The following is a 14,892-nucleotide window of genomic DNA, read 5'->3' as shown; positions in this document are numbered from 1 at the left end:
GCCCGCCGGAACGCAGGGCCACCCGCGGGCGACGGCTGCAGGCGACGGGCCTCGGCGCGCGTGGGTCCCGCCGCGCGCGCCCACGCCGCCAGCGTTCGAGGCGCGCCGTGCTGACGCCGCCTGCGCTGCCCGCGCTCGTCCACGCGACGCTCTCAGGGTACGTCGCCTTCGCGCTCCTCCACGGGGCCGTGAGCCCGCTGCGTTGGCGCCTCGGCGTGGCGTTCCTTTGGTTCTGTCTCTACAGCCTCGCGATCGGCGCCCTCTACGCCGTCAACGGTCTGCTCGTCGAGTGGTCGCTGAACCTCGCGTGTCTCCTCTGTGCGGGCGTCGCCGCGACGCACTTCGCCGACTTCGCGAGGCTGCTCGCCCTGGGGGACGCGGCGCCCGTCGCGTCGGCGCGGCTCCGCCGTGGACTGCCCCTGGGAGGCGCGTTGCTCTCCGCGTTCGGCGCATGGCAGCTCGCCACGGGGCGCTCTCCGAGCGGCACCGCCGTCGTCTTCGATCTCTGGATCTTCGGTGCGTTCGCCGTGGGCGTGGTGCTCATGGGCCTCGCCGTGCGGAGCCAACGGCCGGGCGCAGGGCGCTTCCTCGCTGCCTATCTACTCCCCATCCTGCCGCTCGCGCTCGACCTCGGGCGGAACGCGGGCGTCATCATTCCCGGGTACCACCTGGTGCGAGGGCTCGCCCTGCTCGGCTTCTGTTTCCTGACGCTCAGCGCCTACATGAACCGCGCGACGGAGCCGATGAGCCTGAAGCGGCGCCTCGTGGCCGGGACGCTCGCGATGGTGCTCGCGGTCGTGATGAGCGCAGGTGGGCTCGTCGCGGCCGCGCTGCATGGCGCGTCCCCGCAGGACGAGGAGGGGGTCACCGCGGCGCTCGCCGGGCTCACTGTGGCGTCGACGCTCGCGGTCCTCGTCGTCTTTCCGTTCCTCTTCGCCAAGACCGTCTTCGAGCCGGTGGCGGCGCTGCTGCAGGGTGCCCGCCAGGTCGAGGCGGGCGAGGCAGGTGAGGCGGCCTTCGTCGCGATCGCCCGCCCCGACGAGCTCGGCACAGTGGCCACGGCGTTCAATCAAATGGTCTCGAGCCTCGCCGCGCACCGCCAGGAGCTCGAAGCGCAGGTCGCGTCGCTCGAGGCACGCAACGCGGAGATCGCGAACCTGAACACCGAGCTGCGTCGGCAGGTCGCCGCCCGCTCCAGGCAGCTCCAGGAGACCCTCGGCAAGGACGCCCGCCCCGGGTTTGGCCTCGCCGTGGGGGACACCGTCGACGGCCGCTATCGGGTCGTCGCTCGCCTCGGAGGCGGCGGGATGGGCGTCGTGTACGAGGTCGCGAGGTCGGCGGACTCGAGGCGCCTCGCGATGAAGGTCATGGCCGTCGCGTCGTCGCGCAACGACCTCGTTCGCTTCGCGCGCGAGGCCGAAATCGCCTCCACCGTGGCGCATCCGAACATCGTCCCGGTCGTCGACGTGGGCCTGCACGAAGGCCTCCCTTTCCTCGTGATGGAGCTCGTCCGTGGCGGCTCGCTGGAGGACGCCCGCGCGCGCTTCGGCGACGTCGCGTGGGGGCTCGGGATCCTTGTCGACGTCACCGCTGCGCTCGTCGAGCTCCACCGCGCGGGGGTCGTCCACCGAGACCTCAAGCCCGCGAACGTACTGCTCGAGCCCGGGGAGAACGGCCCGCGCGCGAGGCTCTGCGACTTCGGCATCGCGCGGCACGACGTGGACGTGCTCGCCGCCACGGCCCAAGTCGGCGGCGCGAGCGCGTCGCCGGAACCGGCCACCGGCGCGCCGATCGGCACTCTGCCCTACATGGCACCCGAGGCCGGCCGCGGTGCGGCCCACCTGACGGCGAAGCTCGACGTCTTCGCCCTCGGCCTCATTGCGTACGAGCTCCTCGGCGGCGTGCACCCGTTCCCCATGCCGCCCGTCCTCGAGGCCCTCGCGGGCCGCGAGCTGCCCGCGCCGCCGCCGCTCCCCGCGACCGTCCCCCTCGCCGTGCGCGAGGTCCTGGCCGCGTGTCTCCACCAGCAGCCACACGGGCGCCCGACGGCCGCCGAGGTCCTCGAGGTCGTCGCCCGCGCGCCGCGACCGCCGCGCCCGGGCGTCGCGAGCGAATAGGCCATTACGCGCCTCTCGGCGGGTCGCACGGCAAAGCACGAGTCGGCGTGCGTGTAGTTGTGTTCGCGCAATGGCGCGCCGCGCGTAGCCCAATTCGCGCGCAAATTCGCACCCCGCCAGTTGACTTTGGTCACGTCGAGGCCTCACCGCGAGACCTATTGCTCCTCCACCGATGGACCTCCGAGAAGCCGCCAGATATAGCCTCGCAGACTTCTTCGTAGGAGACACCGACGACATCCTTGCGCCGCCGGCGGAGTACACCGAGTGGCGCGCCGCCACCACGTGGGCGACTGCCCTCTACGAGCGCAGCATGCTCGGCGCCCCCGCGTCGCGCGTCGCGGTCGAGGCCAACGGCGACAAGTGGCCAGTCATCAACCTCGCCTCGTACAACTATCTTGGTTTGGCCACGCACCCCGAGACCGTCGCGGCGGCCAAGGCCGCGCTCGACCAGTACGGCACGGGCGCCTGTGGCTCGCCGATCCTCTCGGGGATGACGGACCTGCACCGCGAGCTCGAGACCGAGCTCGCGAAGTTCCTCGGTCGCGAGTCGGTGATGCTGTTCAACAGCGGCTACGGGGGGGCGCTCGGCGCGCTCTCCGGCCTGCTCCGCAAGGGCGATGCGTGCATCGTGGACGCGAAGTCCCACCTCTGTCTCATCGACGGTACGCGCCTCTCGGGCGCCGCGCTCGTCACGTTCGCTCACAACGACGCGCGGGCCCTCGACGCCGCGCTCTCGCGGGCGAAGGGCAAGCGTCGCCTCGTCGTGCTCGAGGGCATCTACTCGATGGATGGCGACGTTGGCGCCCTGCCGGAGCTCGTCGCCGTCGCCGAGGCTCACGGCGCGCCGGTCTTCATCGACGAGGCCCACTCCATCCTCACTCTCGGGGCGCGCGGTCGAGGCGCGGTCGAGTCGTGCGGAGTCGAAGGTCGAATCGGGCTCCAGTACGCCACCTTCTCCAAGGCCTTCGCCTCGGTGGGCAGCTTCGTCGCCGGCTCGAAGGCGACCCTCGACTACCTGCGCTTCTACGCGAATCCGTACGGGTTCTCGTGCGCGCTCCCCCCACCGGTGGTCGCCGCGGTGCTCGCGGGTCTCCGCGTTGCGACTCGCGACGATCTCCTGCGGGTGAGGCTTCGGGAAAACGCCGCCTACTTCCGTCGTCAGCTCCACGCCATCGGCCTCGACACGGGCGAGTCCACATCCCACGTCGTGCCGATCATCCTCGGGAAGCACCGCGAGCTGCTTTACATGCTCAGCTACGCGCTGCTCGCGAGAGGCCTGTTCGTGGCGCCGGTCGACTATCCCTCGGTGCCCGACGACCAGGTCCGCTTTCGGGCGTCCATCACCGCAGCCCACACGAAGGCCGAGCTCGACGAGGCGCTCGACATTCTCGAGCTCACCGTCGCGCGAGCCCTGAGGGCGGTCGCATGACCACCCCCATCTTCATGTTCCCCGGCCAGAGCTCTCGCTATCCGGAGCTGCTCTCGCGGCTCCGCGGCTCCGCGCCCGACGAGCTCGCGGCGACCCTGGGTGAGGCCTCGAGCGCGCTCGGGCGCGACCTCGAAGTGCACTATCGCGCCGACAACGCGGCCATGTTCGTGACCAATCGCGACGTGCAAGTGGGCGTGTTCTTGGCGAACCACGTCCACCTCCTCGCGCTCGAGCGCCGGGGAGTGCGCGCGCCGCTCTCCCTCGGGCTCAGCTTGGGTGAATACAACCACCTCGTGCACGTGGGGGCGCTGGGGTTCGTGGAGGCCCTCCAACTCGTGGACGCGCGCGGCACCCTGTACGACGCGGGCCCGCGCGGCGAGATGCTCTCCGTCTTCCCGCTGCCGCTCGCGGAGCTGGAGGAGGTCGTCGCGCGCGCCCGTGAGCACGGCGTCGTCGAGATCTCGGGGTACAACTCGCCGTCGCAGCACGTGCTCGCGGGCGAACCGGCCGCGCTGGCCGCCGCGAGCGACATCGTGCGGGAGCAGCTCGGCGGCGAGTGCGTCACGATCGAGCGACACCTGCCGATGCACTCGTCGCTCTTCGAGCCAGTCGGCGCCGCCCTCGCGCCGCTGCTCCAAGCGGCGCGGTGGCGCGCGCCCCGTCTCCCCTACCTGCCGAACGTGCTCGGCGCGATCGAGCCTGCACCTACGCCCGCGCGCCTGGTCGAGCTCCTGACGCTCCACGTGTATCGCCCCGTGCTCTGGCGCGCTTCGATCGAGGCGGCGCTGCGACGGTACCCCGACGCGACGTTCGTCGAGGTCGGGCCTCGCGCCGTGCTTCACAACCTGCTCACGAAGCGCTGGGTGTCCGCGAAGCGCCTCCGCACCGACCTGGACACCCCCGATCACTACGACGCGCTCGCGAAGGAGCTCTGTGGATCCCTCTGACCTCGCTACGCTCACGCGCACTGGAAAGAGGCGGCCTCTGTGGACGCCCGGCCCGGCCACCCTCGAGCTCGCGCTCGAAGGCGCCGCTGTGCATCGCCTCCTTCCACACCGCGACCCCTTCCTCTTCGTCGAACGGATCACCGCCGTCGACCTTGAGCAGCGCGCGATCCGGGGGACTCGACGGGTCGACCCTGCCGATCCGCTGTTCGCGGGTCACTTCCCCGGGGCGCCGATCTATCCCGGGGTGCTGCAGCTCGAGACGATAGGCCAGCTGGCCATCTGCCTCGCGGCCATGCTCGAGCACGGCGGGCCCACGCCACCCCCGGGCGTCGCGCCGCCCGACGTACGCGCGCTGAAGATCCACACGGCGCTCTTCCCCGAGGCCGTGCGGCCAGGCGACGTGCTCAGCATCCTCGCCACGATGGTCGAACACGACGAGTTTGGCGCGATCTGCGCGGGACAACTGCTGAGAGGCGACGCCGTGACCGCGTTCGCCGTGATGGAGGTGCATCGTGTCGAAGCGTAGGCGAATCGCGATTACGGGAATGTCGATCAACACGCCGCTGGCCGACGAGCTCGAGCCGTTCCTTGCGGCGCTCCTCAGCGGGCGCTCGGCCATCACCAAGTGGAAGCAGCTCGACACGAGCCGCATCTACAACAAGGTGGGCGCCGACCTCAGCGACTACTCCATAGCGAACAAGCTCGCGAAGCTCGAGACCAGCCTGCCGCCTGACGTGTTCAAGCGACTCCGCAAGCTCACGTCGAAGGCGCCGTGGTCGACCAAGCTGTCCATGCTGCTCGCCGCCGACGCCTACGTCGACGCGGGCCTCGCCACGTCGGGCATCGACCCCACGCGCCTCGCGGCGATCATCGCCGGCCACAACATCAACTTCAACTATCAATACGAGAACCGGCTCACCTTCGCCGACGAGCCCGACTTCATGGACTCGCTCTTGGCTCTCACGGGCCTCGACACCGACCACGCGGGCTCGGTGTCGGAGGTGCTCGACGTCCGGGGGCCCATTTACACGGTGGGCGCGGCGTGCGCGAGCGGCAACACGGCGCTCCGCCTCGCGGTAGACGAGGTGCGGTATCACGGGGTCGACGCGGCCCTCGTCGTCGGCGCGGTGCTCGACTTCTCGCCGGTCGAGCTCCACGCGATGTCGCTGATGGGCGCCATCACCTACCAGAGCTTCAACGAGGAGCCCGAGCGCGCGAGCCGCCCGTTCGACGTGCGACGCGAGGGCTTCGTCCCCGCGCACGGCGGCGGCGTGATGGTGATCGAGGAGTGGGAGGCGGCCAAGCGCCGCGGCGCGAAGATCTACGCGGAGCTCCTGGGCGTCGAGGCGAACTCGGACGCCAATCACCTGCCCGTCCCTTCGGAGGAGGGGCAATCGCGGCTCATGGCGAGGCTCCTCGAGGAGTGCGATCTGAGGCCCGAGCAAATCGACTACATCAGCGCGCACGCGACCTCGACGCCGCTCGGCGACCTCACGGAGATCCGTTCCATCAAGCGGGTCTTCGGCGAACACGCGAAGCACCTGAAGCTGAACGCGACCAAGTCGATGTTGGGGCACACCTGCTGGGCGGCGCCCGTCGTCGAGACCATCGCCGCCATTCTACAGATGAACGCCGGCACTCTGCATCCGTCGATCAACGTCGACGACCTCGATCCCGAGATCGACCTCGACATCTGCCGCGGCGCGGCGGTCACCGCCGACGTGCGGCACGTCATGAAGAACTCGTTCGGGTTCGGCGGGATAAACTCGGTGAGCATCCTCCGGCGGGTGGATCCCAGCGAGCGGGGCGGGAGGAGCTCGTGATCTTCTTCGTCACCGGGGGGTCCCGGGGCGTAGGCGCGGCGATCGTGGTCGAGGCCGCAAGGCAGGGCCACGACGTGGCGTTCACCTACAACAAGAACGCGGCGGAGGCCGCGCGCGTCGAGGCCGCCGTGCACGACGTCGCGCCGACCGTGAGGGTGCGATCGTACGCCCTCGACGTGCGCAGCGCCGAGGCCGTCGAGCGGGTAGGGGAGGCGGTGCTCGACGACCTCGGCGGGGTAGACGTCGTGGTCGCGAACGCGGGGGTGAACCTCAACGGCCTCGCTGTGTCGATGTCCGACGAGGACTGGGCGACCGTGATCGACACGAACCTCACGGGCACCTTCTACGTGTGTCGCCAGTTCCTCCCCGCGATGATGCGAAAGCGCTTCGGGCGCATCGTCATGGTCTCGTCGCTCGGGCGCACGGGCGTGACGGGGCAAGCCGCCTACGCCGCGAGCAAGGCGGGCCTCCTCGGCCTGTCGTCGACCCTCGCGAAGGAGTACGGAAGAAAGGGCATCACGAGCAACGTGGTCGTTCCCGGCTTCTTCGACACCGACATGACCCGCGGCGACATGAGCGAGTCGAACAAGCGCTTCTGGCTCGAGTATTGCCCAGTCGGGCGCATGGGCCGACTCCCGGAGATCGCGAGCGTGGTGCTCTTTCTCGCGTCGACCGGGGCGAGCTACGTCAACGGCGAGTCCATCCAGATCACGGGCGGACTGGACTGGGCCCCATGAGCGACTCCACACGACCCCGCGTGGGCATCGAGAAGCTCCGCGTTTATCCCACGACCCTTGCTCTCTCGATGGCCGACCTGTGCGCCGCCCGTGGGCACGACCTCGCCAACATTCGCGACGTCATGCTGATCGACGAGCGCTCGGTGAACCCGCCGTGGGAGGACCCGGTGACCATGGCCGTGAACGCGGCGATGCCGCTGCTCACGGCCGAGGACCGCGCGGAGATCGAGCTGCTCATCGTCGCGAGCGAGAGCGGCGTCGACCAGGAGAAGCCCATGAGCACCTGGGTGCAGCGTTACCTCGGCCTCGGCTCGCAGTGCCGAAACTTCGAGGTGAAGCACGCGTGCTACGGGGGAACCGGCGCACTCCAGATCGCGGCGGGCTACCTCGCCTCAGGCGCGGCGCGCCCCGGCGGCAAGGCCCTGATCATCACCACCGACCAGAGCCGCATGCACCTCGGCGCGCCATGGGAGTTCGTCATGGGCGCCGGGGCCACCGCCATGGTGGTCTCGCGCGAGCCGCGGTTCTTCGAGCTCGAGCTCGGCAAGAGCGGGGTCTACACGAACGAGGTGTCCGACCTCACGCGGCCCACGTCGAGGGTGGAGACCGGCAACAGCGAGACCAGCCTGCTCTCCTATCTGGAGGCGCTCGAGCACGCGCTCGAGGCCTATCTCGATCGCGTCGGCGAGCCCATCGGCTACGACTACTTCGTAAAGAACATTTATCATACGCCGTTCGGCGGAATGACCTACCGCGCGACCCGGGCCGCGCTCCGGCAGTTCGGGGGCCCGTCCAAAGCGGAGGCCCAGGCCCTCTGGGAGCGCAAGACGCTGCCGTCGCTCGTGCACCTGCGCCGCATGGGCGGCACGTACGCGTCGAGCACCTTCATCGCGATGCTGGGGCTCCTCGACGAGACGCCGTCGCTCCGGCCGGGCGACAGGCTCGGGGTGTACTCGTACGGGTCTGGGTCGTGCGGGGAGTTCTACAGCGGCGTCGTGGGGCGCGACGCGCACGGGGTGGCGGCCGCCGCGAACCTGCGTGGCGCGCTGGACGCGCGGCGGCGAATCTCGGTGCGCGAGTACGAGGAGGCCGAGCGCGAGCGCACGTGCTTCATCGACAGCGGCGACTTCGAGACCAGCACCGACGGCTGCGCGGGCGCGTACCGCGATCTCTATCGTGGCGCCGGTCGGCTCGTGTTCCTCGGCGTGCGCGACCACTACCGCCGCTACGGGTGGAGCTGAGCCATGCTCCTCCGCGTTCCACTGCCGCCCACGCTTGGCGCGCGCTCGTTCGCCGACCTCACCCGCGCGCTCGCGGGCGTCGTCGACGACGTGGCTCGCGAGCCCGAGGTGCGCGTGGTCGCGCTCGTGGGCACTCCGGGCGTGTTCTGCCGCGGCATGGACCTCGGCGAGATGGTGGAGGCGGGCGCAGCGCGCGCGAGCCTCGCGGCGTTCGCCGAGATCGTGGCGCGGCTCCGCCGGCTGGGGCGGCCCACGCTCGCCGTCGTCGACGGCGACGCGGTGGGTGGCGGTGTTGGGCTCGCGGCAGCGTGCGACGTCGTCATCGCGTCGACGCGCGCGACCTTCGCGCTGCCCGAGGCGCTGCTTGGCCTGCTCCCTGGCGTCGTGCTCCCCGTTCTGCTCGAGCGGCTGAGTCGACAGTCGGCGCGGCAGCTCGCCCTCGCCGGCGCGAGCCGCGACGCGGCCTGGGCGCTCGCGCGCGGACTCGCCGACGAGGTGGCGGAGCCCGCGGACCTCGAGCGGCTCGTGCGGCGCCGCGCGCGCGAGCTCCGGCGTGTCCCCACGAAGGGCGTGGTCGGTGTGCGGCGCTGGCTCTCCGAGCTCGAGGACATGCGCACCGACGCGGGGCTCGCGGCCGGCGCGGAGCTCACCGCGTCGCTCATCGACGAGCCCGTCACGCGCGCCTCGGTGCGCGCGTTTCTCGACGAGGGGGTCGCGCCATGGCAGGCGTGATCCCGCGGAAGCCTGGGGTGTGTTTCGCGCCGCGCGACGGCGGCGTGGGCCACGTGCTCATGGCCGACGCGACAGGCAAGAACGAAATGACCCCCGAGTTCGTGGAGGACCTGGTCGGCGCGCTGCGCGACGCGGCGGCCTGGCCCGAGCTCAAGGCCCTGGTGCTCGTGGGGCACGACGACGTGTTCTCCTCCGGCGCCAGCCTGGGCATGCTGCGGGCGCTCGTGGCGGGGGGCGTGGCGCCAGCCGACATTCTGCTCGCGAAGGCGGTGCTCGACGTGCCGGTGCCCGTCATCGCGGCGATGGCGGGGCACGCGGTCGGCGGAGGGCTCGCCCTCGGCCTCGCGGCCGACATGCCCATCATCGCGCGGGAGAGCCGCTACGGGGCGACCTTCATGAACATGGGCTTTACGCCCGGTATGGGCATGATCCGCCTACTTGAGCACGTGGTGTCGCCTGCGTTGGCCCACGAGCTGCTCTACTCGGGAGAGGCGCGCCGGGGCGCGGCGTTCGAGGGACGCAGCGGCTTCACCGCCATCCTCCCGCGCGCGGACGTGCTCGCCCACGCCGACTCGCTCGCGCGTCGGATCGCCGAGAAGCCGCGGAAGGCGCTGTCGCTCCTGAAGCGGACCCTCACTCTCCCGCGGCGGCGCGCCTTCGAGGAGACACACACGCTCGAGTCGCTGATGCACGAGGTGACCTTCGCCGCGGAAGAGACGCGGACCAGGATCGAGGCCAATCATGATGAATGATCTCCGCGGCAAAGCCGTCGTGATCACGGGCGGTACCATGGGAATCGGGCTGGCGACGGGCATCGCCTTCGCCCGTCGCGGCGCGGCGGTGACGCTCACCCACAAGTGGGGAAGCGCCGACGAAGACGCTGTGTTTGCAAAGTTTCGCGAGGCCGACGCGCCCCCGCCCAACATCGTGTGCGCCGACGTCGCCCGCGACGAAGATACGATAGCGCTGCTCCAAGACCTGAGGGCGCGCCACGATCGCGTGGAGGCGTTCATCTCCAACGTGAGCGTCGCGCTCGTGGTGAAGGGCCTCGCCGACTACGAGAAGCGCTCGCTCTTTACCAGCATCGACTACAGCGCATGGCCGATGTTCGCGTACGCCAAGCACATGAAGGACATCTTCGGCAGATATCCACGCTACATCGTGGGCCTCTCGAGCGGCGGGCCGGACGCCTTCTACAAGAACTACGACTTCGTCGCGGCGTCCAAGTCGGCCATGGAAACGCTTGGTCGCTACATGAGCTATCGGCTCTTCGACCAGGACGTTCGGGTGAACGTGGTGCGTTCGCGCCTGGTCCGTACGGAGTCGCTGCGCGCCACCTTCGGGCGCGACTTCGAGGAGTTCGCGGAGCGCTTCAACATGCAGCGCCAGTTCATCTCGTGCGAAGAGGTCGCCGACTCCATCCTCGCGCTCTGTAGCGGCATGCTCGACGGGATGAGCGGACAGGTGCTGATGGTCGATCGAGGAACCTCGTTCTTCGACAACCTGATGCGCATCTACGAGGAGCGCGAGAGTCTCAGTTTGGGTGAAACCGTGAAGTCGAAAGGAACATCTCCATGAAGCGCGAACACATCATGTCGGTCGTATTGAAGCACCTCGCGGACTCCGTCGACGGCCTCGCCGTCGAGGACATCGACCCCTCGCGGTCGATGAAGGACCTCGGGGCCAACAGCCTCGACATGGTCGAGGTGGTGTCGAGCTCCATGCGCGAGCTGCGGGTGAAGATCCCCCGCTCGGAGCTCTCGAAGCTCACGAACGTCGACGGGCTCGTCGACCTTCTCCTGCGCACGGTCGAGGAGAAGGGCGCCCGCGAGGCCGCGCAGCCGTGATCGCGAGCTACCGCGGCAAGGCGGTCATCGTCACCGGCGGCACGGCGGGCATCGGCCTCGCGACGGCGCTCGCCTTCGCCCGGCAGGGGGCGTCGTGCGTGCTGACGTACCGATTCGGCACGGCCGACGAGGACGCCGTCCGCGCCCGCTTCCGCGAGGTGGGCGGGCCGGAGCCCATGTTCTTCCAGGCCGACGCGGCGCGTGACGACGACACGGACGCCCTCCTCGCCGCGGTGAGGGAGCGCCACGATCGGGTCGAGGCGCTCATCGCGAACGCCTCGACGTCGCTCGTCGTGCGCAGCTTCGAGGACTACGATCGCCGGGCGCTGCTGAAGAGCATCGAGGCGAGCGCGTGGCCCATGGTCGAGTACACCCGCCGCATCAAGAAGGTGTTCGGGTGGTATCCGCGCTACGTGGTGGGTATGTCGTCTACCGGCCCCGACTCGTTCTCCGCGGGTTACGACTTCGTGGCGACCTCGAAGTCGGTGATGGAGACCCTCTGCCGATACATGAACTATCGGCTCTTCGACGAAGACATTCGGATCAACGTGCTCCGCTCGCGGAGCGTGAAGACCGACGCGTTCACCTCGACCTTCGGGGCGGAGTTCTCCTCGTTTGCGGCGCGCTTCACGCGCGAGTCGCATTTTCTCCCCGCGGAGGAGGTAGGCGAGGCGGCGCTGGCTTTGTGCAGCGGCCTGATGGACGGAGTGAGCGGTCAGATCCTCACCGTGGACCGGGGCACCACGTTCTTCGACAACCTCATGCGTCTCTACGAGGAGCGCGAAGAGCTAGGCCTCTGAGTCGGCGGCGCACGGTCTGCGTCGCTCGGCCCGCCCGGTCGCTCGTCCAGAAACGCCCGGCAGAAAATGAGGAAGGAGACCGAGGCGGGAGTCGCCTCGATCTCCTCCTCGGGGGGGTATCTCGCTCTCAGGCGGTGGGGACGGTCTCGCTGCGGAAGATCTCGACGCGGTCGAGGCGAATGTCGGTGAGCGGCTTGTCGCGCGACGTGGGCGAGTGGGTGATCTTCGCGATGAGCGCGTTGTTGATGAACACCTGCCCGAACACGGAGTGCTTGCCGTCGAGGTGGGGGGTCGCGACTTCGCAGATGAAGAACTGGGAGCCGTTGGAGGACGGTCCGGAGTTCGCCATTGAAAGGACGCCCGAGCCCACGTGCTTGAGCTCCGGGTGAAACTCGTCGGCGAAGCGGTAGCCGGGGTTGCCGGTGCCTCGGCCCAGGCGATCGCCGCCCTGGATCATGAACTGCGGGATCACGCGGTGGAAGATGGTGCCGTCGTAGAAGGGCACGCCCTTCTTGGTCTGGCCGTCGCGCGGATCGACGAACTCCTGCGTCCCCGTGGCGAGCCCGACGAAGTTCTTCACGGTGTTCGGGGCGCGGTGCTCCTCGAGGCGGGCGACCATCGCGCCCATCGACGTGTGAAAGCGCGCGTAGAGCTGCCCTGCGCCGGGGACCGAGATGGGGGGGAACGTGGCTGCAACCATGGGGACCTCCTAGGGATTCGACGCTCGCCGTCGGGCGGCGATCAGACCGACTTCTTCTTCGCCTTCGCGCCTTTGCGGAGCGCGGGCACGACCGGGGCTGGCGGCTCGCGCTTCATGCCGGCCAGAAGGCTCGGGGCCGCCGCCATCGGCGCGGGCTCGCGCTTGGGGGCCGGCGGCGGCGCGGGAGGCGCAGGCGGGGCGAGCGGCGCCTCGGCGCGGCGGGCGGGTGGCGGGGGAGGCGGCTCACGGCGGGCGGGGGCCTCGGCCGCGCGGGGCGCGGGGCGCGTCGCGACCGCCTCGCGACGGGCCGCGGGGGCCGCCGCGGGCTGACCGCCGGTCTCGACGTAGCCGCGCACGAGGGCCCCGCGGCCGACGGCGATGCGCGCGCCCCGGACGTCGCCAACGACCCGCGCGCCCTCCTCTAGGACGACCGAGTCGGCCGCGGTGAGATCGCCGCGGACGGCGCCGCGGACGAGGATGCGGGCCGCCCGCACGCTCGCGCCGACGAGCCCGCCCGATTCGATGGTGACCTCGCCCGACAGGGCGATCTCGCCCTCGACGTGCCCTGCGACGACCAGGTCGCCGTTGCCTTCGATGCTGCCGCGCACAATCGTGCCTGCGGCGATGGTCGTTTCGGTGCCCATACGTGCTCTCTTGGAGTTCGGAGGAGGCGAGTTGCTCAGACGTCCATGTCGACGTTGCCCTTGAACTGGGCGCCGTCGGCGATGGTGATGCGTGTAGCCTTCACGTTTCCGACGACGCGCGCCCCGTTCTCGAGGTCGACGCGGTCGCTGGAGGTGAGGTTCCCGGTGACTTGCCCCGCGACGCGGATGGGGCCCGCGTTCACGTCGGCCTCGACCACGGCGCCCGCCTCGACGGCGAGGCCGTCGCGGACCTGGAGCTTCCCGCGGACGGTGCCCTGTACGACGATGCCCTCGTCGGCCGAGATTTCGCCTTCGATCGTGATGCCTGCGCCGATCACTGTGCTTGCCATTTTGCGGGTACTCCGTTCGTTCAGCGGCGCTTGCCCGGCTCGGACATGAGCTCGGGCGGGAGGTCGAACTCGGCGTCGAGGCGGCCGGCGAAGACCGCGCCGTCTTCGATGGTCACCTGCGCGGCGCGCACGTCGCCGCGGAAGCGGCCGCTGCTCGTGACCGTGACCTCCGCGTCGGCCTGGATGGCGCCCTCGAGCGCCCCCGCGACCACCACGCCGCGTGCGGTGATGGACGACGTCGCCTCCGCGCCCTCGTCGAGCGTGAAGTCGCCTCGCAGGGTGACGTCGCCCTCGAGCGAGCCCTGCACGACCAGATCACCATCGCCCGAGATGCGGCCGCGAATGCGGACGTTCTTGCCGAGCACTGTCTCCGAGCTTCCGTTCGCCATCGACGCCGCTTCTAGTACAGGTGCGGCCAGGTGTCACCCGGCACGACGCCGGCGAGACGGGCGCGGCGCCGCGGCGTGGGGCGCGAGCGCGCCGAGGGTGCTAGAACCGCCTCCAACCATGGTGAAGTTGACCCTCTCTGGCCCTGGCCGAAACGCCCTCAGCACGGCGGTGATGAACGCCTGCCTCGCCCAGCTGGACGCCGCCGGGGGGCAGCCCCTCCTCCTTTCGGGCGAGGGGCCCGCCTTCTCCGCGGGGCTCAACCTCAAGGAGGTGGCTGCCCTCGACCGGGCCGGCGCCGAGCGCTTCCTCGACGTGCTCTGCCGCTTCATCGACACGCTCTACCGCTACCCTGCGCCCACGGTCGCGCTCGTAAACGGGCACGCCATCGCCGGCGGCTGCGTGGTCGCGATGGCGTGCGACTTCCGGATCGCCGCCCCCGCGTCCGGGCCCAACGCCCCGCGCATGGGCCTGAACGAGGTCGCGCTCGGTCTCCGCTTCCCTCCCGCCATCCTCGATCTCGTCCGTCGCCGGGTCCCGCCCCAGCACCTGGAGACCGTGGTGCTCGGCGCGGGCCTCTTCCCTCCCACAGAGGCCCTGTCGCTCGGCCTGCTCGACGCCGTCCGCGACGACGCCCAAGAGCACGCGCGGGCCGCCCTCGCGACGCTCGCCGCGCACCCCGCGAGCGCGTACGCCGCCGCGAAGCGCGCCCTCCGCCCCCCGCTCGCTGGCAGCGCCGCCGAGCACGCCGACTTCGCCGACGGGGGCCTCGAGAGCTGGGTGTCGCCCGAGCTGAAGGCGCGGATTGCGGCGCTCCTAGGGCCCAAGAAGTAAAGAAACTTTACGACGTGGACGGGCGCTCCGCCCCTCCCACCATCCGCGCTTTCCCACCCTGCGCACGGCGCGGGCCCCGCCCCATGGCGTCACGTGGGTCATCTGCAGGGCCCAAGTAAGTTTGAATCGCTTGGGATATCCCGTACTCCTCGAATCCAGAACGAGCGGCTCTAGCTGGGTCTCGCTGGGCTACCCCTACCGGCTCGACGCGGCCGAGAGGCAGGCCGTCTCCGAAGGCGGCTCCCGAACGCGTGCGCGCCTCCGCTATGCTGCTCGGGATGGCCTACTTCACTCGCACCCCAAT

At 70.3% G+C, this 14,892-nt stretch carries 17 protein-coding genes; 13 read left to right on the top strand and 4 right to left on the bottom strand.

The window, feature by feature from the left end; genetic code table 11:
* Positions 1-107: 107 nt before the first annotated feature.
* From IPQ09_03675 to IPQ09_03620, 12 genes are all read left to right on the top strand, one after another.
* The gene (locus IPQ09_03675; protein MBL0193321.1) at positions 108-2,117 is read left to right on the top strand and encodes a protein kinase; all 2,010 of its coding nucleotides are present in this window, start codon (positions 108-110) and stop codon (positions 2,115-2,117) included.
* Positions 2,118-2,289: 172 nt separating this feature from the next.
* Complete coding sequence (locus IPQ09_03670; protein ID MBL0193320.1) at positions 2,290-3,546, top strand: aminotransferase class I/II-fold pyridoxal phosphate-dependent enzyme; 1,257 nt, start codon at positions 2,290-2,292, stop codon at positions 3,544-3,546.
* Positions 3,543-4,493: an ACP S-malonyltransferase gene (locus IPQ09_03665; protein MBL0193319.1), complete on the top strand. Its 951-nt coding sequence runs from the start codon at positions 3,543-3,545 to the stop codon at positions 4,491-4,493. Before IPQ09_03670 ends, IPQ09_03665 begins: the two co-directional genes overlap by 4 nt.
* A complete protein-coding gene (locus IPQ09_03660) occupies positions 4,480-5,019 on the top strand; it encodes a beta-hydroxyacyl-ACP dehydratase (GenBank protein MBL0193318.1) in 540 nt (179 codons plus the stop codon). The genes IPQ09_03665 and IPQ09_03660 overlap by 14 nt, the downstream gene beginning before the upstream one ends.
* Positions 5,006-6,316 (top strand): beta-ketoacyl-[acyl-carrier-protein] synthase family protein, encoded by a 1,311-nt coding sequence (locus IPQ09_03655; GenBank protein ID MBL0193317.1) that lies wholly within the window; start codon positions 5,006-5,008, stop codon positions 6,314-6,316. The genes IPQ09_03660 and IPQ09_03655 overlap by 14 nt, the downstream gene beginning before the upstream one ends.
* A complete protein-coding gene (locus IPQ09_03650) occupies positions 6,313-7,053 on the top strand; it encodes an SDR family oxidoreductase (protein MBL0193316.1) in 741 nt (246 codons plus the stop codon). The genes IPQ09_03655 and IPQ09_03650 overlap by 4 nt, the downstream gene beginning before the upstream one ends.
* Complete coding sequence (locus IPQ09_03645) at positions 7,050-8,294, top strand: hydroxymethylglutaryl-CoA synthase family protein (GenBank protein ID MBL0193315.1); 1,245 nt, start codon at positions 7,050-7,052, stop codon at positions 8,292-8,294. Before IPQ09_03650 ends, IPQ09_03645 begins: the two co-directional genes overlap by 4 nt.
* Before the next feature lie 3 nt (positions 8,295-8,297).
* Entirely contained in the window at positions 8,298-9,026 is a 729-nt protein-coding gene (locus IPQ09_03640) for an enoyl-CoA hydratase/isomerase family protein (GenBank protein ID MBL0193314.1), read from the top strand.
* On the top strand, positions 9,014-9,778 hold the full coding sequence (locus tag IPQ09_03635; GenBank protein ID MBL0193313.1) for an enoyl-CoA hydratase/isomerase family protein: 765 nt from the start codon (positions 9,014-9,016) through the stop codon (positions 9,776-9,778). The genes IPQ09_03640 and IPQ09_03635 overlap by 13 nt, the downstream gene beginning before the upstream one ends.
* Complete coding sequence (locus IPQ09_03630) at positions 9,768-10,604, top strand: SDR family oxidoreductase (GenBank protein ID MBL0193312.1); 837 nt, start codon at positions 9,768-9,770, stop codon at positions 10,602-10,604. The genes IPQ09_03635 and IPQ09_03630 overlap by 11 nt, the downstream gene beginning before the upstream one ends.
* Entirely contained in the window at positions 10,601-10,873 is a 273-nt protein-coding gene (locus IPQ09_03625; GenBank protein ID MBL0193311.1) for an acyl carrier protein, read from the top strand. The genes IPQ09_03630 and IPQ09_03625 overlap by 4 nt, the downstream gene beginning before the upstream one ends.
* On the top strand, positions 10,870-11,673 hold the full coding sequence (locus IPQ09_03620; protein ID MBL0193310.1) for an SDR family oxidoreductase: 804 nt from the start codon (positions 10,870-10,872) through the stop codon (positions 11,671-11,673). Before IPQ09_03625 ends, IPQ09_03620 begins: the two co-directional genes overlap by 4 nt.
* Before the next feature lie 127 nt (positions 11,674-11,800).
* Here IPQ09_03620 and IPQ09_03615 read toward each other — a convergent pair whose 3' ends face one another.
* Genes IPQ09_03615 through IPQ09_03600 form a run of 4 tightly spaced genes read right to left on the bottom strand, consistent with a single transcriptional unit; the run spans position 11,801 to position 13,756 of the window.
* Positions 11,801-12,373, bottom strand: coding sequence for a peptidylprolyl isomerase (locus IPQ09_03615; GenBank protein ID MBL0193309.1), 573 nt, complete (start codon positions 12,371-12,373; stop codon positions 11,801-11,803).
* Between the two features lie 41 nt (positions 12,374-12,414).
* Positions 12,415-13,017, bottom strand: a complete 603-nt coding sequence (locus IPQ09_03610; protein ID MBL0193308.1) for a polymer-forming cytoskeletal protein — start codon at positions 13,015-13,017, stop codon at positions 12,415-12,417.
* Between the two features lie 35 nt (positions 13,018-13,052).
* Positions 13,053-13,367 carry a polymer-forming cytoskeletal protein gene (locus IPQ09_03605; protein ID MBL0193307.1) on the bottom strand — a complete coding sequence of 105 codons (315 nt, stop codon included), beginning with the start codon at positions 13,365-13,367 and terminating at the stop codon, positions 13,053-13,055.
* A 20-nt stretch (positions 13,368-13,387) separates the two neighbouring features.
* Positions 13,388-13,756, bottom strand: a complete 369-nt coding sequence (locus IPQ09_03600; protein MBL0193306.1) for a polymer-forming cytoskeletal protein — start codon at positions 13,754-13,756, stop codon at positions 13,388-13,390.
* 118 nt (positions 13,757-13,874) lie between these two features.
* Between IPQ09_03600 and IPQ09_03595 the strand changes: the two genes are divergently transcribed.
* A complete protein-coding gene (locus IPQ09_03595; protein MBL0193305.1) occupies positions 13,875-14,588 on the top strand; it encodes an enoyl-CoA hydratase/isomerase family protein in 714 nt (237 codons plus the stop codon).
* Positions 14,589-14,892 lie beyond the last annotated feature (304 nt).

This window comes from Myxococcales bacterium (genome assembly GCA_016720545.1).
In the GTDB taxonomy this organism is placed as follows: Bacteria; Myxococcota_A; Polyangia; order Polyangiales; family Polyangiaceae; genus JAAFHV01.
The sequence above is the reverse complement of the archived record's forward strand: the minus strand, read 5'-3'. Positions and strand labels throughout refer to the sequence as shown.